Source organism: Streptomyces sp. NPDC055287 (assembly GCF_053646035.1).
In genome coordinates this window covers 1-20348 of the sequence record NZ_JBSHNE010000066.1, presented here as the reverse complement: position 1 = coordinate 20348, position 20348 = coordinate 1, and the positions used below count along the sequence as shown (strand labels likewise).

Sequence of the window (20348 nt, the reverse complement as noted above, 5' to 3'; positions counted from 1 at the left end):
GACCAGGTATGAGAAGACCGCCACTTCCTACGAAGCAGCGGTCAGCCTGGCGTCGTTCCTGCTCTGGGCAAGATCACTTTGAAGACGGACCCTAGCACGCTACGCAGGAACGTCTCCGAGCACTCGGTCGGAATGCTCCGTCTGGGTAGAGCAGCGCAGTATCGCAGCGCAACTCCAGCAACCGCCCTCGTCCGGTGGCGTCGTCTCTTACAGGCCCCGTAGCGGCCGGTATGACCCTCGCTGATTGATCCGGCTAGAACTACGGATCAGAAGGTTTCCGACATCCACGGCTGACATCAACGACGTCAGACAGGTGCGTACACCAGCACCCTTTTCCGGTCGTCGTCTCGGTCGGCGACGGAGGCCAGTAGTGCCCCTGGCCGAACTCCTAAAGCGGATGTCGCAAGGACCTGCGGAGCCAGCTCTCACGGGTGGCCAGCCAGGGGACAGCATGAGTGGTGAGACACGATGCCACCCATGCGCTACTTCAACAAGACGGGCTAGCTCGTCATCTTCAACGGCACGGAGGCGTTGATCGGGCGCACCGTGGCTGTGGAGGCTTGGGACGAGCCCACCGGCACCGCCCTTGTTGTCGACCCCCACCGGGCATGATGCGCCCGGTCACGGACTACTCGGACTTCTCTCAACCTGGAGCGAGCCGACCAGGTCGTGGCCGCTGTGCCTGGAGGAGGTTGGCGCGTGGAAGGACGAAGGCCCCGAAGGAGCACCACTGACCGAGGAAGTGCTCGCATGGCTAAACACGGCGAAGGGCCGGGCTACCACCATCACCGTTGATGCCACAGGCCATGTGGACGACGAAGACGCGGACCGTCTGATCCCTCCGGGAGAAGACTGACAACCAGCGTGGTCCACTCTCCGCTTCCGGCACAAAGAGGAGAAGTGGCTCCCATGTCTCCTCGCAGCCGTGCCAGATGCTTGCCAGAACGGGTGGGGAAGAGCGGTCAGCAGCGGCTACTTCTGTGCGCGCTCCAACACGGCTGCAGCGAGAAATCCGCAGGTCAGGTCCACGTCCGGCCCAGTTCGCGCCGTGATTGCCAAGCTCAGATGAAGGGTGAAATCTGTCGGCTCGCCAAGTGCTCGAGTGTGGCTTCAAGGCACGCCTCGGCGGACGGCAGGTCAGTCCTGAAGAACCCCTCCGCCCCCAGAGCGCCGCCGGAGACGATCACCATCCAACGGTGTCCCTGTCCGCGCTCACCTCAGCCTTGAAGACCACCGAGCATCCTCGCTCGGCCAACCACTCCATCAGTTCCACGACGTCCACAACCGCCCCCTTCCAGGCCCGTCGAGGACAAGCCGTAGCGCACCAGATTGGCACCAAAACCAACGGTCAACAGCGGTCACTGCGAGCCACGTAGACACCGTTCAGAAGCCGTTGTCTTTCCGAGCGTGGCAGGTTCGTTTCCGCTGGTCAGGCATAGGCGTGGTGGGTCGGAGGCAGGTAGTGGGGGCCGTGTTGTCTGTGGGGTGGGGGTGCCGGGATGCCGTCGGTGATGGGGTTGCTGGAGGAGCGTGAACGCGCCGCTCGGCAACGGGTGGAGGTCCTTCAGGCCGAGTTGCGGGAGGCGGAGGCCGTGTGGGAGCGGTTCGTGATCGCCCGGGAGACGGTGGCCGAGGTCCTGGCGGTGCCTGGCGGAGGCCGGGAAGGGTCGCCGGCCGTGGTGACCGGCGAGCTGTCGGCGCAGTCCGTGACGGCGCCGCCCGGCTCGGTGGTCCCTGCCTGGCGGGACGGGTTCGATACCGGTGTGCTGGCGCTGGATTACCAACAGCTGATGAACATCCTGGCTGGTGGGAACGGCTCGGGTGGCGGGGTGATGGATTGCCGGCAGCTTGCGGTGGCGGCCGGGCTGGAGCCGGTTCCGGCGAAGGTGGAAGGAGTGCGGTCGAAAGCGAAGCGGCTTGCCGCGCGGGGTTGGCTGGCCGAGGAGCGTCCCGGGATGTTCAGCTTGATCGCTGGGCGAGGCGGCGGCTCATGACCATGCTCATCGACCAGCGGATCATCGCCTCGGCGCTGTCGGGGCGAGCCTCGTAGTCGCGGGCGAGGCGGCGTGAGCGCATCAGCCAGGCGAACGTGCGCTCCACCAGCCACCGCTTGGGCAACACGACGAAGCCGGCGGTGTCGTCTCTGCGTTTGATCACGGTCAGCGCGAGACGCAGGACGTCGCGGGCGCAGTCGACCAGGCGTCCGGAGTAGCCGCCGTCCGCCCATACCAGCGTGATGCGCCAGTGCCGCTCGCGCAGCCGGGCCAGCAGCGTCTGACCTGCCTCCCGGTCGGTGACGCAGGCCGCAGTGACCAGCACCATCAGCAGCAGTCCGAGCGTGTCCACCACGATGTGGCGTTTGCGGCCGTTGACCTTCTTCCCACCGTCGAAGCCCCGACTCGCGGCCGGCACCGACGCGGAGCCCTTCACCGACTGCGCGTCAATGATTCCCGCGGTCGGCTCCGGCTCGCGGCCCGCGGCGAACCGGACCGCGTCCCGCAGCCGGTCGTGGAACTCGGTCACCAGCCCCTTGTCCCGCCAGCGCCGGAAGAACGCATAGACACGGTCCCAGGCAGGGAAGTCCGCCGGCATCGCCCGCCATGTAATGCCGCCGGCGACCAGGTAGCGCACTGCGTCGACCATCTGCCGGTGGCAGTAGCTCTCCGGCTGCCCGCCACGGCCTTCCATCCACCCCGGCACCGGCATCTCGCGGACCACCTCCCACTCGGCATCACTCATGTCGGACGGATACCTCAGTCGCCTGCGCGGACAGTCCGCGGCGTTCCCGAACCGGTGCGCGAGACAATCGCACTCAGGTACAACCGAGTTGGAACCGGCTGGTGAAAGGGGCGTGCCACAGCGGCAACAGGGCCTCCCTGGTGCTTCTCCGGCTTCAACACCCAGGAGCTGCACCGGAGGCCCTGCCTTTATGCGGCTATCGCACCGCGACCACCCGAACGGGACTGCCGTTCGATCAGCAACCGCCACGATCGATACGGCAACTACCCCTGAAGCGAAGTCGGTCCGGAGCCGCGATGAGCCCTGAAGGTCCTGCGGGCGGCATCACGACGTCGAAGAGGCCACCCAACGGGCGGTGACACAACCGTCGTCTCCCGGCACGACCGCCTCCAGGCACACCGCGTCCTCTGCCGGCCACGGGAAGACCCCGAACTCCTGTCCTGGGGGTAGGCCACCGTCGTCCGGCAAGGGGGCATCCCATTCCACGGTGACGGTGCGGAGTTCTCTGTCGCCGGCCAGCGGGAAGATCACCACGTCTGCGCCGTCATCGTCCGAATGGGCCCGTCGTGCGGCCTCCACGGCACGCGCGACCTCGCCCCGAGAGGTCGCGTGGATCTCCAGATCGATGAAGGCGGAGATCAGCGCCTGACGTTTCACCGATGCGGCCACCGCAGAGAGGTCGTCGGCTGCCACGAGCCACAACCGGCGACCGAGTTTTCCGCCGGCCCAGCGCTCCACGACAAGCGTCCGGGCTTCCTGCTGCTGTGCGGACGACCTGACGGCCAACCCCTCGGCCACCTCGGTCCAGAAGGCGTCATCGGCGTGCCGCGAGACGTGCACTTCCTCGTCTTCGTCTTCGTCCTGCTCCCGGCCTCCCAAGACGAAAAGGCCCATCTCCTCGATCTCATCGAGAGACGCGAGGGCTCGCTCAGGGATCTGTACGTGCATGTAGAAGTCGAAGCCCATCATCATGCACATCTTCTCGCTCTCGAACCAGGCAGCGGGAGTGTCTCCGGACATGTGCCCTCTGAGCATCCGCAGGGCTGAGGTCTTGTCGACGATTCGGCCCTCGTACACCTCTCCGAGCCAGGCCGGCGGAGGGCTGTGCAGGAAGACGTTCCGCAGGGTGAAGTGCGAGGCGCCGGCCGCTCTCGCGAGGATGTCGGCAGCCGCGATGTAGCGGTCCTCGGTCCGTTGATACTCCTCAGCCGTCAGGATGCGTCCGTCGAAGGACGCGCCGATGTCGGAATGGTCGGTCCAGTCGTCGATGTCACCCCGGCGTCTGGCCTCGTCGTACTTGCAGAGGACGAAGGAGTGGAGCTTCACGGGGCTCGTATCAGGTCGCGCCCCGTTTTCGTGGCCGGCGGGACTGTTCTGACGGCCGGCGTCTTCGCTGCATGACATGCGTCGGAGCTCCTCTGGGCGCGCTGCGGTTGTCGTCAGCGCCGCACGTCGCTTCCACCCGTGGGACCGCGCCCCGGGGCTGGACTCGCATTGTGCGCCTGCGACCGGACATCGCGCACCTCGATATGGGGACGGTCGGTTTGCTGGAGGAGCGGGAGCGGGGCACCGGAGGCGCGTTGAGGTGCTGCGCCAGGAAACCACCCGGTTCTTGCCGAGCTGCGCGACGCGGAGTTGCTCCGGGAGCGGTTCGTCGTGCTCGGTGTCTCAGCAACTCCGAACTGCACCAGAGGCCCTGTCCTCATGCACGGACACGAGCAGATTCATCCGATCCGGCAGTCGCTTTCGATCACACCGCACTCAAGACCGATAGGACAACGGCTTCTCAGCTCACCCTAGATGGGGCTGTTGCCCCAGGTCAGAGCCGCAATCACTCTCAAGCGATCAGTGATTCCCCAGCTCAGAGCGCGAGTTCGATTCTCGTCACCCGCTCCAAAGAAATGCCCAGGCCAGGGACATGATCCCCGACCTGGGCCATTGTGTTGTCTAGACCGATTCAGGCGTCGCGTACCACCTGCGCACCACCTGTCCCCTCTTCGGGCTGGTCAGATGGCTTGTTGCGGGCGGCTCGGACCATCTTGTCGAGCGCGAATGCCTCTCCTCGCGCGACTGACCAGCCGGTCCCGCCGGCCCGGTGTCGCCGGTCTCCCCCTTCTCCCCTCGCTCGCCTTGTGGCCGCGCGCGGAGCGCTGCCGCTTCACGGCGCGTCAATCCGGAAGTGGGCCAGCGCTCCTGTTGTCCGAGTACGGCTGCTCGCTCCCGTTCTGCCCACAGAATGTCCCTGAGGTGTGCGAGTCCCGGCCCGGTCACCCGTCTCCGAGCCGTGCGACCGGGAGCCGAACACCGTGCTGACCGCGAGCGTTCGGAGCAGCACGCCGCCCGGATGCCGGCCGACGGGCACGTCAGGGAGTCACGGCCAGGAGCTTCGGGCCACGCACGCTTGACACGGTTGTCAGCTCTGAGGGCGCTGGCCGATCCGGTCGACCACACCCATTTCTTCTAGGTTCCTCATCTCGTAGTACCAGCCGTCCTGTTCCCACCCTCCCTTGACGCGTTTGAGGCCGCTGCCTTTCGTGCGCAGCCCGAGGTAGTCGTAGGTTTCACGGTCGAATACGAACGTGAAGGAGGCTTCGGGATGGGAGATTGCGATCCCGTGCCGGCCGAGGACGTCCACCTGGTTGTGGTCCAGCCTGACGCCGGGGATCTTCGCGAGTGCCTCGAACGCGGCGGCCTGCAGCCCGGGAGGCATGACCCGCGGCCCCTTCATCAGCTGGCAGGCTTGGAAGAACGCGGACGCGTCGTTCGTTGGCGTGCTCTTGAAGCCAAGTCTGAAGAGGTCGAGGAGCTCGTCCGGGTCGGTCGGCAGCTTCTTGAGATCCGCGTACGCGGTGGGCGGCCACACCCAATCGTGCTTGCTCCGAGGGGGGTCGTTGCGGATTTTGCCGTGCTCCTGGCGCTTCGAGGGCTTGGAGCCGTCCACCGACAGCCAGCTCTCGTCCGTCCACGTCTTGGTCTTACCGCCCTCAAGGGGTTCTCGCGTGATGTGCGTCCTGGTGTAGAAGTACTGGTCGTCGCGTGGGATCGGCAGCGCGGCGCTGTCGGACCGGGACCTGTCCGCGGCCCGGTGCAGCACCTGCGCCGCACTGAGCGTGGTCATCCGAGACGCGTCCCGGTCCTCGCCGCCTCTCGTGGCGACGACAGCGGTTCCCGTCACCGCGGCCACTGTCGCGGCAACTGCCACCCGCAACACCAATCGCCGGGACAGAGCGGCAGAACGGTGCGGACGGTTCTCCTCAGAGATGGCGCTCCGCAACCGGAGGCGGGCGGCGGAGCGGGCTTCGTGGGTCAGCGGCGGCGTGCCGGTCTCCATCTGCCGCACGCGCGTGAGTTCATCCACGATCGGGTTCCTCCAGGTCCTCTCGAATGGTTGTGGGATCCGAACCGCCCAGCGCTTCTCGCAGCGCGTTCCGGGCGCGGTGCAGCCGTGAGCGCACGGTGCCCATCGGTATGCCCAGGGCCTCTGCGGCCTCCGCGTAGTCGAGATCGCCCCAGGCGATCAGCAGCAGGACGTCCCTGTTGCGGGCGGACAGCCCCGCGAGGGCCGCTGCCAGGCTGCGCCGGGTGTTCTCGGCGCCGACCCGGGCCACCACCCGGTCCGCCATCGCGTCACCCGCACCGCGCCCCTCGGCCGGAGCTGTGACGGCGACACGCGACAGCGCCCGCAGGCGACGGGCCTCGGCCCGTCTGTGCCGTCCGATGAGGTTGGTGACGATCCCGTACAGCCAGGGCAGGGCCTGCGGCCTCGACAGGTCGTAGCGCCGGCGCCGCTGAAAGGCGATGACGAATGTGTCGGCCATCAGATCGTCGGCCGCCTCGGTGCCCAGCCGCCGGGCCGTGTACCGGTGAATGTCATCGGCATAGCGGTCGAACAGTGCGGCGAACGCGTCCGGGTCGTTCCAGGACCGCTCGATGACCGAGGCATCGGAGTCGGCTGTTGCGTCAGTTACATCGGAACGCCCCATCCCGATGTCCGGCGAGGCGGTCACAGGTCGCCTCTGAGATGCATGTCGTTCCTTCGAAGATGCGGGTATGGACACCCCTTGTTCGCCGATGTCCGCATCCGAGTTCCAAATGGCCGCTCGCCGCCCTCGCGCCACACCCGCGAGAAGATCGGACAACTACCGTCAACAGAGGTGAGAACCCACAGCGCTCCAGAGGCCCAGTGGTCATCATCGGCGCAGGTCAGGGCCCAGTTTCGCAACATCCTTCTGAGGATTCCCAAGCTCAGGTCTTGGCGATCAGTACGGCCGTGGGATTTCGTGCACCTCCAGCGCAGCGGTGTACCTCGCCAGGAGCTCATCGAGCTCGGCAAGCAGACGGCCGGCGGTTTCCCGGGCGCCAAGTGATGTCGCCCTGGCCGCAGGCTTCCACCACTTCGGCAACTTGGCTACGGATGATGGCGAGGGAGTCGCGCTGGATCAGGACACCAGGGAACCGGCGGGGTGGCAGACGCACCACGGCGTTGTTCCCGCCATCCGTGAACAGCTCAGCTTCGACACGTTCCATGCCGCGATCCAAGCTGGCATCACCAGCTGACATCAACGGCGCTGGACGGGGGCAGCCATGGGCGATCACAGGCAGCACCCAAGCACGCAGACAGAGGCTCTACGTCGACCATTCGATCGAACTCCTAACGCGAGTGTCGCAGGTTCGAATCCTGCCGGGGATACTGTCGGCTGGACAGCATCTCGCCGGGGGAGATCGAGGTATGGACACACCCACGCCGCATGGCGCTGGAGGCTTCCTGGGCTTCGGTGCCGCGTTGGCCGCCGCCGTCTTCGTCACCGTGTGGTGGGGGTTCGTAGGGTTGGGTACCGAGGACTTCGGGAGCAACTGCCTCTTCTACTTTGGCGAAACCGGACCGCAAGCCGAGCACTGTCACCGAGTGAACGACCGGGCGGAGGCATGGCTCCCCTGGCTGGTGTCCGTCGCGTGGACCAGTGCGGTTCTGAGTCTCTTCCTGCCGCGTTGGTTTCCTCTAGGGCGGCGCACGGCCGCCGGCATCGCTGTTGTCTGCCTGGTCGTCGCCGTGGTGCTCGGGGTCCATGCCATGGCCGTCTCCACGCCGTCGAGTAGTGAGCCAGCTGCACAGCAGCGGAGTACAGCAACCAGCATGGCGGAGCCCCTCACTACGCACTCCCCAATCTCCACCTCGACCGACTCGTCGGCCCAGCACGCCGAACATCGGCGCCAGTCCGCGAGCTCACCACCCGAGAGCTGATTCAGGAACCTGTCACCCTCCGGCTTGTCTCTGAAGCGTCCTCGCCGCAGACCCCAATTCTTCTCGCCGACCCCGGCCTGGCATGGGACCTGCACTTGACATCAGTACCCGCGCCGCCAAATCCCGCTGTCTTCGCTCACCGCCCACCATCTCATTCGGTGCGACTGGGCACGGCCTGAGCGGATGCCCCCGGCCACAGTGGTGGACCCAACCCGGTACGAGCCGGGCACGCCGAGCCCGGGATGCCCACAAGGTCGGCCCCAACAGCGGCAATAGCGGCTGCCCGACCCTGTACGAGCACCCGAGAACTGGCGGCCATGTCGTCCAGGGCGACCGCGTCACCTACCCTGCCGAGCTCGGCCAGCTCACCGGGACCGAAGGGGCCGTCACCGTTCGGCGTGAGCTGCTCGCCAATTTCGGCACCAAGAAGCCCGTGTACGTGGCGCAGTTCATCCCATTCGCCGAATTTCTCGGCAAGTGTGGCTCCAGCCGAGCCCGCTCCTGATCAGACAAACCACCCCGCCCCATAGCGGCCGGAGCGATGCGAATGCTGGACGGTCACGCGCATCGGACAGTGTCTAGCCCGCGCGGACACCGCCGGGGAGTGCCGCATCGGAGAGCACAAGTTCTGCCACGGCAAACTACGACGTGATGGCCGGTGGGATGGTGGCTTTCCGGCTCCGCTGCCATCGGACGCTTCAGTCATGACTGCTTCGGTTGGCAGATGCCGCTGCGGCGCCGAGCGGGCTCCCGGGCCCCTTTCCGTTTCGGGTGTGATGGCAGTTGGTCGGCGGAGCGAGGGCCGGCAGGTCTGCAGCGGCCGACGTGGACAGACCGTCGACTCCTAAGCCCTGGGGCTGGTCGCCTCCAGGTATCCGGGAGGCGTACACGGCAATGGTGATGCCGAAGTCCACCACCTTCGCGCCGCCACCGGGCAGGACCATGATGTTGGACGCCTTGATGTCCCGGTGCGTCAGGCCCTTGTCGTGCGCAGCCTCCAAGGCGTCGGCGACACATGCGGCGATGTACACGTCGCTGGGCAAGTAAGGGCCACAGTGAGCCAGTAGGAGCTGTGGGGCTGCCGGAAGCCCACTCCACTGCGTGCCTCTATGCAGCGCCGGGCAGTCAGCAGACGCGAAAAGGTCCGACGGGCGGGCACGCGATGACAAGCGCTGATGAGACGCCAAAGCCGTGTCGGTCTTCCGCCGTACCCTGTTTGTGACGTGCTAGGCACCAGCCTGCGGTCCGCACAGCGCTAGCGTCGGGCTCATGATCGTATGGCTCAACGGCACCCACGGCGCAGGCACGCCACCTGGTACCTGGCCACCGACCTGCCCCGCCCCGGCGGCCCCCGTGAGGCCGACAGCCCCGAACCTGCCGCCGAACTGCACAAAGTCATCCGGATCTACAGCATCCGGCACTGGATCGAGCAGAGCTACAAACAAGTCATGGACGAACTCGGCTGGGCCGACTTCCAGGTCCGCTCCGACACTGCCATCGGCCGCCACCAGACCCTGGTCACCTGTGCCTTCTCATTCTGTTGAGACGCCTGGTTCAGTCCGCCACCCGAGGCTTCGCCCGGCACAGCACCACCGGAGCCGCCCGAAGAACCGGGCAGGCGCGAGAGGGGGACCAACCAGAGACCACCAGCCCCACACGGACAGCTGGCCCAAGGCGATTCGCGCCGTCCGAGCCTGGCTCGACCCCTGGACCAGCCTCCAACGCTGCTGGCGAGCCTGGGCGAATGCACCCCCACCACCGGAACTCCCAGCACTGATCACGCCGTCGGCGCAGGCCACCGGCTTGATCTCTACTCCCCGGTTTGACAAACCACCGCTAGGTAAGGCTCGACGGGACGATCCCGTAACGGCGCATCTTGCGGTACATGGTGGCGCGGGAGATGCCGAGATCCTGTGCGGTGCGCTGGACGTTGGAGTTGCGGTCCATCAGCCCACGCAGAATGGCATCCCGTTCCAGCGCTTCGATGGTGGTCAGGACCTTGTGGGACGACACCCGGCATTCCGGCGGGAGATCCTCCACTTGGATGATCCCGCCAGCAGGACGCCGTGCGAGGCCACGGATCACCGACTCGAGCTGGCGGACGTTCTCCGGCCAGGGGCAGCGCTGCAGCATCGTAAGCGCATCCGGGGAGCAGCTGCTCTCTCCGCTCGGGCGGTACTTGAGCAGGAAGAGCCGGGCCAAGTGCTCGATGTCTCCATAGCGATGGCGGAGGGGCGGCAGCTCCACGGAGGCGCCGCACAGACGGTCGAGCTCCTCATTGGTGGTAACCATGGACGGTTGGCTGGCGATGACCAGTTGCCCGGTGGCGGCCTTGTCGGAGTGCGCCAGGAGGCTTGTGAGCTGTCGGCGCAGGTGATCGCCCAGCAGGTGGACGTCGCGCAGGACGACCACCGTCGACGGTTGGGCGCACAGCTCGCGGACGTCGCGCAGCCAGTGCTCGGTGGCGTGCGGTGACTCCGACAGCGGCGCTTCCACCATCTCGAGCCGGCGCTCGTCGCCGTGGGCCCGGTGGATGGCATGGACCAGCGTCCGCTTGCCGACACCGGCTTCTCCCACGAGATGAAGCCAGGATCCGGCGCGAAACGCCGCTTCGGTTTCGGCAACCGCGCGCAGCCATTGCGGGGAGGAGCCAACCAGCCCCAGGCCCGATCGTGTGGGACCGGCGCCGGCGGAAACGGCCGGGGCGGGCTGGGGGCGTCCGATGACCCGGACTCGGAAGATGGCGCCCGCGTCGCTGTTCTCGCGCCGGCTACGGCTGACCCGGAGTTCGGCGACTCGTCCGGAGGGGAGGGCGATACTCCGTGTCCCTTCGAACCGGGGATCGTCGGCGATCTCACGTGCGTGGTCCAGCAGCGCGTGGTGATCCGCCCCTGTCACGGCTGATCTCAACTGCTCGTTCATCATGACGCCCTCACGATTGAGGGCCAGGACAGCTCCGGGGCGCACCGAGGAGCACGCGTCCATGTAGTCCTGGAAGAGGGCCCGCTCCCGTCGCGAGCTGATCGCGGCGATCTCGCTTTCGATTTGGCCCGCGACAGAGCGGGCCAAGGCCATGAGCATGCCGGCGGACCCCTGACGGACCGTGGTCAGGTTGAAAGCTCCCAGCAGTGTGCGCCGAACGGGGTGAAGGATCGGCACGGCCGCGCAGTGGAAGTCCCGCAGTTCCTCGACGTAGTGCTGGCTTCCGGCGATCATGACCGGTCGGCCGCTGGCCAACGCGGTGCCGATGCCGTTGGTGCCCACATAGCGCTCGGCGAACACGTGGCCCGGGGCCAGTTGCACTCGGTTGAGCCGCGTCGTAAGACCTTCGTGGGAGACCGTGCGGGACAGCACCACGCCGTTCCGGTCGGTGATCATCGTGGACACCGGATCGTCGGCAAGCTGCTCGTGCAGCCTGTTCACGATCGGTAGTGCCGCCCTGGCTAGCGGGCTGTCCACATTGGGGTTCTCGATGTACGGAGCGTCGATGCAGCTCGGCTTCACCGCGTACTCGATCGAGCGCTGCCACGAGGCGACCACGAGCGGGCGGGCGCTCGGTTCCTTGGTGACTTCCAGGTAGAGCTCTCTGGCTGCAGTCAGCGAGCTGCCAGGTTGGCGTCGGGGCATTCAACACTTCCACATCAGGCGCGTCATCCCTCGGTGGAGTGATTGGAACAGCTCAATGACGCCGCGCCTATGGCGTGTGTCACATTGAGACATCGGCGGACCGCTTCTGAGACATCGGTCTGCGAGCGGCGGACTGTGTAATCGGCGCACCATCCACCCGCCATTCGCAGGGAGCGCCATGAAAGCAGTGCAGGTCATCGAGTACGACGAGCCGCCCGCGCTCGTGGATGTGCCGGACCCGCAAATCACCGGTCCGCTGGATGTGATCGTGAAAGTGGGAGGCGCGGGGGTCTGCCGCACCGATCTCCACATACTCGAAGGACAGTGGGCCGCCAAGAGCGGGGTTGTCCTGCCGTACACCATCGGCCATGAGAACGCCGGCTGGGTACAGGAGGTGGGGCAGGCCGTCACCCACGTCAAGGTCGGCGACCCGGTCATCCTGCACCCGCTCGTGACCTGTGGCCTGTGCCGCGCCTGCAGGGCCGGTGACGACGTGCACTGTATGAACTCGGCTTTCCCGGGGATCGACACCGCCGGGGGCTATGCCGAGTACCTCAAGACGACCGCCCGCTCGGTCGTGGCACTCGCCCCGTCCCTGGAGCCGGCTTCGGTGGCGGCTCTGGCCGATGCCGGGCTCACGGCGTACCACGCTGTCGCCAAGGCGGCGCGGACCCTGCGACCGGGTGACCGGGCAGTGGTGATCGGCGCCGGAGGTCTCGGGCACATCGGTATTCAAGTGCTCCGGGCTCTTTCTCCGGTCGAGATCATCGTGATCGACCGGAGCGCGGATGCCCTCGTCCTCGCCAAGGAACTGGGTGCCGAACACACACTGGCCGCGGACGGCACCGAGACCGAGCGCGTCCTGGAACTCACCGGGGGGCACGGGGCGGAGGCGGTTCTGGACTTCGTGGGCGAGGGGGGTGCCGTCGAGACGGGCATGGCCTGCCTGCGCCGTAACGGCGACTACTACGTCATTGGTTACGGCGGTCGGCTCGACATTCCGACGATCGACGTCATCTCCACCGAGATCAACTTCATCGGCAACCTCGTGGGGTCCTACAACGACCTCTCCGAGCTGATGGTGCTGGCAGCCCGGGGCAAGGTCGGCCTGCACACCCAGCGGTACCCCCTGGCGTCCTTCCAGGAGGCCCTCGACGACTTGTCCGCCGGTGCCGTACGCGGCAGAGCAATCTTGATTCCCTGACGGTCGAAGGAGCACTCCCATGCGTAACAGTTCGCACAAGGGCGTGGTCGCCGCCGCGGCCGTAGTGGCCCTCACCGTCACTGCCTGCACTGGTCAGAACCCGGTGGAGAACAAGCCCGACAAGCCCGGGCTCTTCAAGCCGGGCTCGCAGATCAGCTACAGCAAGTACGGCCCCGACTATCCGGCGACGAAAGTCAAGGACGTCCCGGGCCCGTGCAGCTACGAGTCGATCAGCCGTAAGGACTACTCCGGACAGACGCTGAAGATCATCAGCCACGCCGTCCCCGTCATCGGCGAGCCGACCAAGCTTCATGCCAGGCAGTTCGAGGAGATCACCGGGGCGAAGGTGCAGGTGATCAACGTCCCCTTCGGGGAGCTGCACCAGAAGATCCTCACACCCCTGCAAGCAGGCCAGTCGGCGTACGACGTCATGTTCTACCCCTCCCTGTGGGTCGGCGACATGGCCCCTCATCTGGCCTCGGTGCCGAAGAAGTATCTGGACACTCCCGCCATGAAGGACGTCACCAAGGCTTACATGGACGTGGCGACCTGGGATGGGAAGGTCGTGCAGTACCCCGTGGACGGTGACCGGCACTACCTCAAGGTCCGGACGGATGTCCTTGAGGACCCGAAGCGGCAGTCGGCGTACAAGGCGGCCACGGGCAAGGAACTCCGGACTCCCAGGACGTGGGCGGAGTACCAGGAGGTCGCCGCGTTCTTCAGCGGTAAGGAGGTCGACGATGACCAGAAGCCAAACTTCGGCAGTGCCGAGGTGACCAAGCGGGACGACCTGACGTTCTCGGCGTTCATCAGCCGTGCGGCGCCGTATGCGAAGCACCCGGACGTCAAGGGTGGCTTCTTCTTCGACGTAAAGACCATGAAGCCGCTGATCAACACGCCCGGCTTCGTACGCGCCCTCGAAGACATGGTGAAGGCCAAGTCGACCTGGGCACCCGGCGGCGCCAACTTCGGTCTGGGCGACGAGATCTTCTCGTTCGGAGGCGGCCAGTCGCTGATGTCCTACTCGTGGGACGACGCCTTCATCCAGGCCCAGTCGCCGGACAGCCGGATACGCAACAAGGTCCAGGCGGCGCCGTTGCCGGGATCCGATGAGGTCTACAACCGCACCACGAAGGCGTGGGACAAGAAGCCGAACCGGGTTCCCTACTTCACCTGGGGATGGACTTCGGCGGTGGCCAAGGCCGCGCCCAACCAGGACATGGCCTTCGACTATCTGTGCTTCTTCAGCAACGAGGCCAACACCGCTCTTGACCTGACCATCGGCCGTTTCGGTGTCAACCCCTACCGCAACGCCCACTTCGACGCGGCGTTCTGGGAGAAGCAGGGCTGGGACAAGGACGTCGCTGAGTCGTACGTCCGGACACTCTCCGGCATGGAGAAGATCCCCAACCGCGTCTTCGACCTGCGCGTACCGGGTGTCAACGGGTACATGTCCGCGCTGGCCAACGGCGTCGCCGCGGCTCTGGCGGACGAGAAGGCTCCGCAGCGCGCGCTGGACGACGTGGCCAAGGAATGGAACAAGATCACCGAACAGATCGGCAAGGACAAGGTCCGCAGCGCCTATCGAAACGTGGTCGCACTCGAGGACAACTCCTGACCCGACCGCAGGGACGCCCCGGGTGGCCGGCCTCGCCGGCCGGCCACCCGGGGGCGCCCGCCCGCTTCCGCAAGGAGAACCATGGAAGGCCTGCGCCGGCACAAGAGCATGTTCCTCCTCCCGGGACTGCTCACGCTCGCCCTCATCATCATCTTTCCGCTTTTGTTCACCATCCGTGTCAGCTTCTCCGGCTGGAACGTCAGCAGCCCTCAGATGGACTTCATCGGAGGCGCCAACTACGCCACGATGCTTGACGACAGTCGCTTCTGGGCCTCGATCATGCGCCTCGCCCTGCTGGCAGGCGGCACCGTCCTGATTCAGTACGTCATCGGATTCGGGATGGCCCTGCTCGTCTGGCGTGAGGCACGCGGCCGTCGTCTCTGGCGGGTGCTGTTTCTCGTCCCCATGATGACCACTCCCGTGGTGATGGCCGCCATATGGCAGATGATCTTCCACGAGTCGCTGGGGCCCGTGAACGATCTGCTCGGGATGCTGGGCCTGACCAAGGTTCCCTGGCTCACCGAGTCCGGTCCGGCACTGGTCGCGCTGATGACCGTCGAGGTGTGGCAGTGGACGCCGTTCATGTTCCTGCTGTTGCTGGCGGGCCTGTTGAGCCTCCCCAAGGAACCGTTCATGGCCGCCGCGATCGACGGCGCCGACGCTTGGCGCACCTTCCGGAAGGTGACCTTCCCGCTCATGGCGCCAGTGTCGGTCGCGGCGATCATCATCCGGCTGATCGAGGCGTCCAAGCTCTCCGACAGCGTGTACGTGCTGACCTCCGGGGGTCCGGGCTCCTCCACCGAAACTCCGGGCTACTACCTCTACATCCAGGGGCTCAGGGATCAGCAGACCGGGTACAGCGGGGCGATGTCCCTGACGTATCTGGTCCTGATGATCGTCACGCTCACGGTTGTCGCCGCTTTGCTCGCCAGGGCCTTCAAGCTGAAGGGGGACTCATGAGGTCGCGCCTTTATCCCATATTCAAATACACCGTGATCGCGCTTTGGGCCTGCTTCGTCGCGGGACCCTTCTTCTGGGCCATGACGACCAGTTTCAAGGATGCCAACGGCGTCCAGGGTGGCGCCACTTACCTTCCATGGCTCCAGTACGAACCCACCGTCACCGGGTGGCGCAACATCTTCGGCGGGGCCGGTGGTGTCGACGTAATGCAGCCCTTCCTCAACAGCGCTGTCGTCACCATCGCCGCCTCGGCCATCAGCCTCGTCCTGGGGTCCTTGGCCGCCTACGCGTTGTCCCGCTACCGCTTCAAGTTCGGCTTCATCAAGAACAGCGACATCGTCTTCTTTTTCGTGTCACAGCGGATCATGCCGCCTGTCGTCCTGGTGATCCCCTTCTTCTACCTCCTGCAGTGGACGGGCCTCCTGGACAGCATCCTGGGCCTGGTCATCGTGACGGTTGCCCTGCTGCTGCCGATCGCGGTCTGGGTGATGGTGGACTTCTTCAACGGCATCCCGCGTGAGATCGACGAGATGGCCATGCTCGACGGCTGCGGCCCGTTCCAGACCTTCGTACGTGCGATCCTGCCGAACTCCCTGCCCGGGCTGACCGTGGCCGCGATGTTCTGTGTCGTATTCGGCTGGAACGACTTCTTCTTCGCCTTCAGGCTGACCTTCACCGAGGTCCAGACCCTGCCCCAGGCGGTCGTGGCCCTCAACTCGTCCATCCCGCCCTGGTGGACTCTGTCCGCCGCCGCCCTCTTCGGCGTGGCGCCGCTGATCCTTCTCGCGCTCCGGGTCGAGCGCTATCTGTCCAAAGGCAACCTCTCGGGAGCGGTCCGATGAATCTGAGAGCCACTGATCTGAGCACCACCGATCTGTGCCTGACCGTCGACGGCGTAGACCATCTCAAGGAGGTGACGGCGACTTTTCTGCCGGGACGGATCCACACCGTCATCGGCCGCACGATGGCGGGAAAGACGACACTGCTGCGGGTGCTGGCCGGCCTGCAAGGGGTGGACTCGGGCTCCCTGACCAGGGAGGGAGCCGACTTCCTGAAGACGCCGGTCTGGCGACGCGACACCGCCATGGTCTACCAGCAGTTCATCAACTACCCACATCTCAACGTGTTCGACAACGTCGCCTTCCCGCTCAGGCGGGCGGGACTGTCACGAGACGAGATTCAGCGGCGTGTCAGGAAGAGCCTGGCACGTGTTGGCCTGGCCGACTTCGAGCGGCGCAAGCCGTCTCAGCTCTCCGGCGGCCAACAGCAGCGAGTCGCGCTGGCTCGCGCTCTTGCCCGCGGCACGGGCATCCTCCTGCTCGACGAGCCGCTGGCAAATCTGGACTACAAGTTGCGTGAACAGCTGCGCGACGAGTTCAAGACCCTCTTCTCCGACCAGGGCGACACCATAGTGATCTACACGACCACCGAACCCGCCGAGGCGATGTTGCTCGGTGACGTGGTGCTGGTCATGCACGAGGGACAGATTCTCCAGGCCGGCCCTCCGCATGAGGTCTTCGAACGCCCGGCGACGACAACAGTGGCGTCCATCATCAACGACCCGCCCATGAACATCTTCGCGGGCCGCATCGAGAGCGGTCAGGTCACGGTGGCCGGTTTCCAGGCCACGCACGGGTCCGCCCATCTCGCCGACCTGCCCGACGGTGCATACCAGTTCGGCCTGCGTGCGACGGACGTCAGCCTGGCGTCCGCCGGCGTCGACGGCGAGGTCACCTTCGTCGAGATCTCCGGGTCGGAGACCTTCGTTCACGCGGCCGTCGGCGAGACCCCGTTCGTCGTACAGATCCAAGGCATCCATAACGTCACTCTCGGCGACCTGGTGAAACTGCGCCTGCGCCCCGAGCGTTTGTTCGCCTTCGATGAGAAAGGGACGCTCGTGCGGACACCTTCATACCATCTCGCTTCCGTGGAAGGGCGTTGATATGACACAGCTGGACATCGTCGACGTTGGGCACACCTACACGCACGGGGTCGATGAGGAGCGGTGGGCGCTCAAGCCACTGGAGCTGACCTTCGAGGCGGGCAAGACCTACGCACTGGTCGGACCGTCGGGCTGCGGCAAGACCACGCTGCTGAACATCCTGTCCGGGCTGGTCAGACCGTCACAGGGCCAGGTCCTCTTCGACGGTGCGGACGTCACGGCTCTGCCCACGAGGGCGCGCAACATCGCCCAGGTTTTCCAGTTTCCCGTCATCTACCAGTCGATGACGGTGTACGAGAACCTCGCCTTCCCTCTGCAGTGCCGCCGGTGGGACAAGGCGAGGATCGATGCCAAGGTCCATCAGGTTGCCGAGGCGCTGGACCTGGACGACCGGCTGAGGCAGCCCGCCCGACGGCTCACCGCCGACGACAAGCAGCTGATCTCGCTCGGCCGTGGCCTTGTCCGCGATGACGTGGCGGCCGTGCTGATGGACGAGCCGCTGACCGTCATCGACCCACAGCTGAAGCACTCACTGCGGCGCAAGATCCGTGAAATCACCGAGCAATTCCGGCCCACAGTGATCTACGTGACCCACGACCAGTACGAAGCAATGAGCGTTGCGCAGGAAGTGCTGGTCATGAATGACGGCCGGGCGATGCAGCAGGGCACCCCGCAGCAGCTTTTCGAGGCACCCTCTTCGACGTACGTCGGCTACTTCATCGGATCACCTGCAATGAACTTCCTGAGCGTGGACAGGGAGGCACGCGGCACCGTCACCCTTGGGGGCCGGCCCCTGGCCATGGCGTGGGACATTCCGGAGAACGCCGGCGAAGCGCAGGTGGGAATCCGGCCCGAGTACGTCGAAATCGTCACGGAACCCGGGCCCAATACGTTTCCCGCCACACTTCGGGGCACCCGGGACCACGGGCCGCAGCGCGTGCTCGAAATTGAGGTGGCCGGGCAACTCATCAGGGCGAAGGTGCCGCGTGAGGACGGAGTTCCGGCGAGCGAGGAGTTCCTGGTGCATCTGCCGCGCGCCAAGGCCCTCCCTTACGCGGACGGTCGTCTGATACTCCAGTCGTAGATCACGTTGTCGAGAGCTGCCGAACGGAAGCACCTATGCCGGCGACAAGCCACCGGGTTCCCACCCGGTGGCCACGGTCGTTGGAAGAGGTGCGGCCTCGAGCAGTCGTCAGCCCGTGCGGCATTGAGACCCGGACGGGTAGCGGATGTCGAGGACAAAGCGTTCCGGCGAGTGGAGCTTGAAGGTGTTGTAGACGGGCTTGGTGTTGAAAGCGGCTCCAAAGGTGACCACTCCTTCGAAGTCGCCCGTCAGGGCGACGCCCTTGAGTGTGGGCAGCCCAATCTTGACCAGCTTGGGCCCCTTGGAGACCGACTGCCCCGCTTCGTTGTGAGCGGCGGCCGGGCTGAGCTTGATCTCCAGGTGGTACTTACCGAGAAGTGGGACCTTCTTCCCGGAGCCGTCGTACCGCAGTTCCTTCACCTGCTTCACAGAGACCGGGGGCATGGTGCCCCGGACATCGATGACGAGACGGTCGAGGGCACAGTGTCCGCCCCATCGGGCATTGACGACGAGGGCGATTGCGGGGGTCTGCTGCGATGCCCCGGACTGGGGTGAAGCGATGGCGGGAGTCGTGGCGCCGACCCCGGCGGTGAGAAGTATGCCGGCGGCAAGTGCCGTGAGGCGCTGATGGTTTTGCATGGCGTCCCCCAGTTCTCCTGGTACGGGGACAGGTTGTCATACATGAAGTCATGTGTGACAACCGTATGGTTGCATGGGCCATACCCCGATTCCACTGTACTTAAAGAGCATTTTATCCCGGCGAGGTTGTTTGGTTCGAGGTTCAGGTGTCGCGCCAGTTGGGGGTGGATTCGCGGGTGAGTCTGCGGCTTATGAGGTCGATCATCGCGACGCGGATCATGGCTTCTGAGCGGTGGGGGTGGGTCTCGTAGTCGCGGGCGAGTCGGCGGTGCTGCATGAGCCAGCCGAAGGTCCGCTCGACAACCCAGCGTCGGGGGATGACTTTGAATCCTTTGACGCCTGGGTCGCGTTGTACGACCTCGACGTCGATGCCCAGACGTGCGCCATGGTCGATGGCTTTGGTGCGGTAGCCGGTGTCGGCTCATGCCTTGGTCACGCGCGGGTGGGTGGCGGCGATGTATGACATCAGGTGCATGCCGCCGACGTTGTCGGAAACGCTCGCCGCGGTGACCCAGACAGCCAGGAGCAGGCCGAGGGTGTCCACCCCGATGTGGCGCTTGCGGCCTGCGATTTTCTTGCCGCGTCGATGCCCTGGCCCACCGCGGGTACGTTCGCGGAGGTCTTCACCCTCTGCGCGTCCAGTACGCAGGCGGTTGGCTCGCCGTCGCGGCCTTCGGCCTCTCACACCAGACAACGAAGGAGACCGTTGAGCCGGTCGAAGACGCCTTCTTTCTGCCAGGCGGCGAAGTAGCCGTAGACCGTTTCCCACGGCGCGAAGTCGTGGGGCAGGTAGCGCCAGGGGATCCCGGTCCGGTCGACGTAGAGGATCGCGTCCATGATCCGACGCAGGTCGTGCTCGGGCGGTCGGCCGATGTCCAGGCCCTTGCCTCTGCGCTCGGCACGCCAGGTGGTGGATGTGGGCCCGATCAGTTCCCAGCGTGCATCCGAGAGGTCACTGGGATACGGGCGTTGTCGCGTCATGTTTCGGTAGTACCGTCGGGCAGTCCGTCTCTCCAGGGCGCAAATAGCGCCAAGCGGGGGCGCCTTGGGATCAGACAGGAGCGAACCGAAGGAAACGGGCTGCCGAAGGAAGGCACCTGTCCCATCCGCCACAGGGAGCACCTCTGCCCCATCAGCCCTCATCGACTCGCCCTTTGAAGCCCCACCAAACAACCTCGCCGGGACAAAACGCTCTTTGAGAGGGCGTTTATCCAGGTCAGGCCCCATATGCGGCACTGGTTCCTGTCCTGCTTTGAAGGCTTTCTCTCCATAAGGGGCTAATGAACTTCCCCG

Annotated in this window: 17 protein-coding genes and 2 pseudogenes; 9 read left to right on the top strand and 10 right to left on the bottom strand. The window is 65.7% G+C overall.

The genetic code is table 11. The features are described from left to right. The first annotated feature begins 1499 nt into the window (after nucleotides 1–1499). Entirely contained in the window at nucleotides 1500–1994 is a 495-nt protein-coding gene (locus tag ACWIHY_RS37815; protein WP_454381159.1) for a hypothetical protein, read from the top strand. Here the strand turns inward: ACWIHY_RS37815 and ACWIHY_RS37810 are convergent. The 6 genes from ACWIHY_RS37810 to ACWIHY_RS37785 form a co-directional block, all read right to left on the bottom strand. Beyond that, a complete protein-coding gene (locus tag ACWIHY_RS37810) occupies nucleotides 1960–2739 on the bottom strand; it encodes an IS5 family transposase (protein ID WP_454381157.1) in 780 nt (259 codons plus the stop codon). The two genes, ACWIHY_RS37815 and ACWIHY_RS37810, sit on opposite strands and share 35 nt — an antisense overlap. A gap of 324 nt (nucleotides 2740–3063) precedes the next feature. Next, nucleotides 3064–4065, bottom strand: a complete 1002-nt coding sequence (locus ACWIHY_RS37805; protein WP_454381156.1) for a hypothetical protein — start codon at nucleotides 4063–4065, stop codon at nucleotides 3064–3066. 1087 nt (nucleotides 4066–5152) lie between these two features. After that, on the bottom strand, nucleotides 5153–6097 hold the full coding sequence (locus ACWIHY_RS37800; RefSeq protein ID WP_454381154.1) for a CU044_5270 family protein: 945 nt from the start codon (nucleotides 6095–6097) through the stop codon (nucleotides 5153–5155). Beyond that, nucleotides 6090–6746, bottom strand: coding sequence for an RNA polymerase sigma factor (locus ACWIHY_RS37795; RefSeq protein ID WP_454381153.1), 657 nt, complete (start codon nucleotides 6744–6746; stop codon nucleotides 6090–6092). The genes ACWIHY_RS37800 and ACWIHY_RS37795 overlap by 8 nt, the downstream gene beginning before the upstream one ends. A 252-nt stretch (nucleotides 6747–6998) precedes the next feature. Further along, nucleotides 6999–7076 carry a hypothetical protein gene (locus tag ACWIHY_RS37790; protein ID WP_454381160.1) on the bottom strand — a complete coding sequence of 26 codons (78 nt, stop codon included), beginning with the start codon at nucleotides 7074–7076 and terminating at the stop codon, nucleotides 6999–7001. After that, a complete protein-coding gene (locus ACWIHY_RS37785; RefSeq protein ID WP_454381151.1) occupies nucleotides 7057–7266 on the bottom strand; it encodes a DUF6959 family protein in 210 nt (69 codons plus the stop codon). Before ACWIHY_RS37785 ends, ACWIHY_RS37790 begins: the two co-directional genes overlap by 20 nt. A 202-nt stretch (nucleotides 7267–7468) precedes the next feature. On the opposite strand from ACWIHY_RS37785, the gene ACWIHY_RS37780 reads away from it, so the two are divergent. Continuing rightward, nucleotides 7469–7981, top strand: coding sequence for a hypothetical protein (locus ACWIHY_RS37780; protein WP_454381150.1), 513 nt, complete (start codon nucleotides 7469–7471; stop codon nucleotides 7979–7981). Nucleotides 7982–8679: 698 nt separating this feature from the next. Here the strand turns inward: ACWIHY_RS37780 and ACWIHY_RS37775 are convergent. Beyond that, nucleotides 8680–9024, bottom strand: a complete 345-nt coding sequence (locus ACWIHY_RS37775) for a protein kinase domain-containing protein (protein WP_454381148.1) — start codon at nucleotides 9022–9024, stop codon at nucleotides 8680–8682. A gap of 264 nt (nucleotides 9025–9288) precedes the next feature. Here ACWIHY_RS37775 and ACWIHY_RS37770 point away from each other — a divergent pair. After that, nucleotides 9289–9788, top strand: a pseudogene (locus ACWIHY_RS37770) (IS701 family transposase); the annotation flags it as partial. A 29-nt stretch (nucleotides 9789–9817) separates the two neighbouring features. On the opposite strand, the gene ACWIHY_RS37765 reads toward ACWIHY_RS37770, so the two are convergent. Then, nucleotides 9818–11608: a sigma-54-dependent Fis family transcriptional regulator gene (locus ACWIHY_RS37765; RefSeq protein ID WP_454381147.1), complete on the bottom strand. Its 1791-nt coding sequence runs from the start codon at nucleotides 11606–11608 to the stop codon at nucleotides 9818–9820. Nucleotides 11609–11786: 178 nt separating this feature from the next. Between ACWIHY_RS37765 and ACWIHY_RS37760 the strand changes: the two genes are divergently transcribed. From ACWIHY_RS37760 to ACWIHY_RS37735, 6 genes are all read left to right on the top strand, one after another. Beyond that, nucleotides 11787–12812 (top strand): NAD(P)-dependent alcohol dehydrogenase, encoded by a 1026-nt coding sequence (locus tag ACWIHY_RS37760; RefSeq protein ID WP_454381145.1) that lies wholly within the window; start codon nucleotides 11787–11789, stop codon nucleotides 12810–12812. A gap of 19 nt (nucleotides 12813–12831) precedes the next feature. Continuing rightward, a complete protein-coding gene (locus tag ACWIHY_RS37755; protein WP_454381143.1) occupies nucleotides 12832–14430 on the top strand; it encodes an extracellular solute-binding protein in 1599 nt (532 codons plus the stop codon). Between the two features lie 81 nt (nucleotides 14431–14511). Then, a complete protein-coding gene (locus tag ACWIHY_RS37750; RefSeq protein WP_069774748.1) occupies nucleotides 14512–15390 on the top strand; it encodes a carbohydrate ABC transporter permease in 879 nt (292 codons plus the stop codon). An 80-nt stretch (nucleotides 15391–15470) separates the two neighbouring features. Then, a complete protein-coding gene (locus tag ACWIHY_RS37745) occupies nucleotides 15471–16232 on the top strand; it encodes a carbohydrate ABC transporter permease (RefSeq protein WP_454381141.1) in 762 nt (253 codons plus the stop codon). Next, entirely contained in the window at nucleotides 16229–17332 is a 1104-nt protein-coding gene (locus tag ACWIHY_RS37740; RefSeq protein WP_454381140.1) for an ABC transporter ATP-binding protein, read from the top strand. The genes ACWIHY_RS37745 and ACWIHY_RS37740 overlap by 4 nt, the downstream gene beginning before the upstream one ends. 1 nt (nucleotide 17333) lies before the next feature. Beyond that, nucleotides 17334–18416, top strand: coding sequence for an ABC transporter ATP-binding protein (locus ACWIHY_RS37735; protein ID WP_454381138.1), 1083 nt, complete (start codon nucleotides 17334–17336; stop codon nucleotides 18414–18416). Between the two features lie 108 nt (nucleotides 18417–18524). Here the strand turns inward: ACWIHY_RS37735 and ACWIHY_RS37730 are convergent, their stop codons facing one another. Both ACWIHY_RS37730 and ACWIHY_RS37725 read right to left on the bottom strand, forming a co-directional pair. Beyond that, on the bottom strand, nucleotides 18525–19055 hold the full coding sequence (locus tag ACWIHY_RS37730; protein ID WP_454381136.1) for an AMIN-like domain-containing (lipo)protein: 531 nt from the start codon (nucleotides 19053–19055) through the stop codon (nucleotides 18525–18527). Nucleotides 19056–19197: 142 nt separating this feature from the next. After that, a pseudogene (locus ACWIHY_RS37725) lies at nucleotides 19198–20036 on the bottom strand (IS5 family transposase). Between the last annotated feature and the right edge of the window lie 312 nt (nucleotides 20037–20348).

Excerpts from the sequence above, each read along its gene's own strand:
- ACWIHY_RS37815 (WP_454381159.1), top strand. The coding sequence starts at position 1,500 with ATGCCGTCGGTGATGGGGTTGCTGGAGGAGCGTGAACGCGCCGCTCGG.
- ACWIHY_RS37810 (WP_454381157.1), bottom strand. The coding sequence starts at position 2,739 with ATGAGTGATGCCGAGTGGGAGGTGGTCCGCGAGATGCCGGTGCCGGGG.
- ACWIHY_RS37785 (WP_454381151.1), bottom strand. The coding sequence starts at position 7,266 with ATGGAACGTGTCGAAGCTGAGCTGTTCACGGATGGCGGGAACAACGCC.
- ACWIHY_RS37780 (WP_454381150.1), top strand. The coding sequence starts at position 7,469 with ATGGACACACCCACGCCGCATGGCGCTGGAGGCTTCCTGGGCTTCGGT.
- ACWIHY_RS37765 (WP_454381147.1), bottom strand. The coding sequence starts at position 11,608 with ATGCCCCGACGCCAACCTGGCAGCTCGCTGACTGCAGCCAGAGAGCTC.
- ACWIHY_RS37760 (WP_454381145.1), top strand. The coding sequence starts at position 11,787 with ATGAAAGCAGTGCAGGTCATCGAGTACGACGAGCCGCCCGCGCTCGTG.
- ACWIHY_RS37755 (WP_454381143.1), top strand. The coding sequence starts at position 12,832 with ATGCGTAACAGTTCGCACAAGGGCGTGGTCGCCGCCGCGGCCGTAGTG.
- ACWIHY_RS37750 (WP_069774748.1), top strand. The coding sequence starts at position 14,512 with ATGGAAGGCCTGCGCCGGCACAAGAGCATGTTCCTCCTCCCGGGACTG.
- ACWIHY_RS37745 (WP_454381141.1), top strand. The coding sequence starts at position 15,471 with ATGACGACCAGTTTCAAGGATGCCAACGGCGTCCAGGGTGGCGCCACT.
- ACWIHY_RS37740 (WP_454381140.1), top strand. The coding sequence starts at position 16,229 with ATGAATCTGAGAGCCACTGATCTGAGCACCACCGATCTGTGCCTGACC.
- ACWIHY_RS37735 (WP_454381138.1), top strand. The coding sequence starts at position 17,334 with ATGACACAGCTGGACATCGTCGACGTTGGGCACACCTACACGCACGGG.
- ACWIHY_RS37730 (WP_454381136.1), bottom strand. The coding sequence starts at position 19,055 with ATGCAAAACCATCAGCGCCTCACGGCACTTGCCGCCGGCATACTTCTC.